Here is a 243-nt window from a genome sequence, read left to right as displayed (position 1 = left end):
AATCCATTGAGTGGGGTACGAAACTCGTGGCTCATGTTGGCCAGGAATCGACTCTTGGCTTCGCTGGCGCGCCGCGCCTCGGCCATCGCTTCGGTCAACTGCCGCAGCAGCGTGGAAAAATACAGGGGAACCGCCGCCAGGCCAAGCCACAGGCCGATGGCCAGGCGTGCGTTCTGTTGCCAATAGGGGGTCGACAGCGCGGTACTGCCGAAGCTGACCATCGCCATCGCCACGGCCACATAC

Annotated in this window: 1 protein-coding gene; it reads right to left on the bottom strand. The window is 63.0% G+C overall.

Annotated elements, in window-relative coordinates:
* Positions 1-243, bottom strand: a 243-nt coding sequence (locus FQ664_RS26760; protein ID WP_368668003.1) for a histidine kinase dimerization/phospho-acceptor domain-containing protein, incomplete at both ends; no start/stop codon positions are given.

It is taken from the genome of Pseudomonas persica, assembly GCF_900291015.1.
Classification (GTDB): domain Bacteria; phylum Pseudomonadota; class Gammaproteobacteria; order Pseudomonadales; family Pseudomonadaceae; genus Aquipseudomonas.
This window is presented reverse-complemented; position numbering and strand designations above follow the sequence as displayed.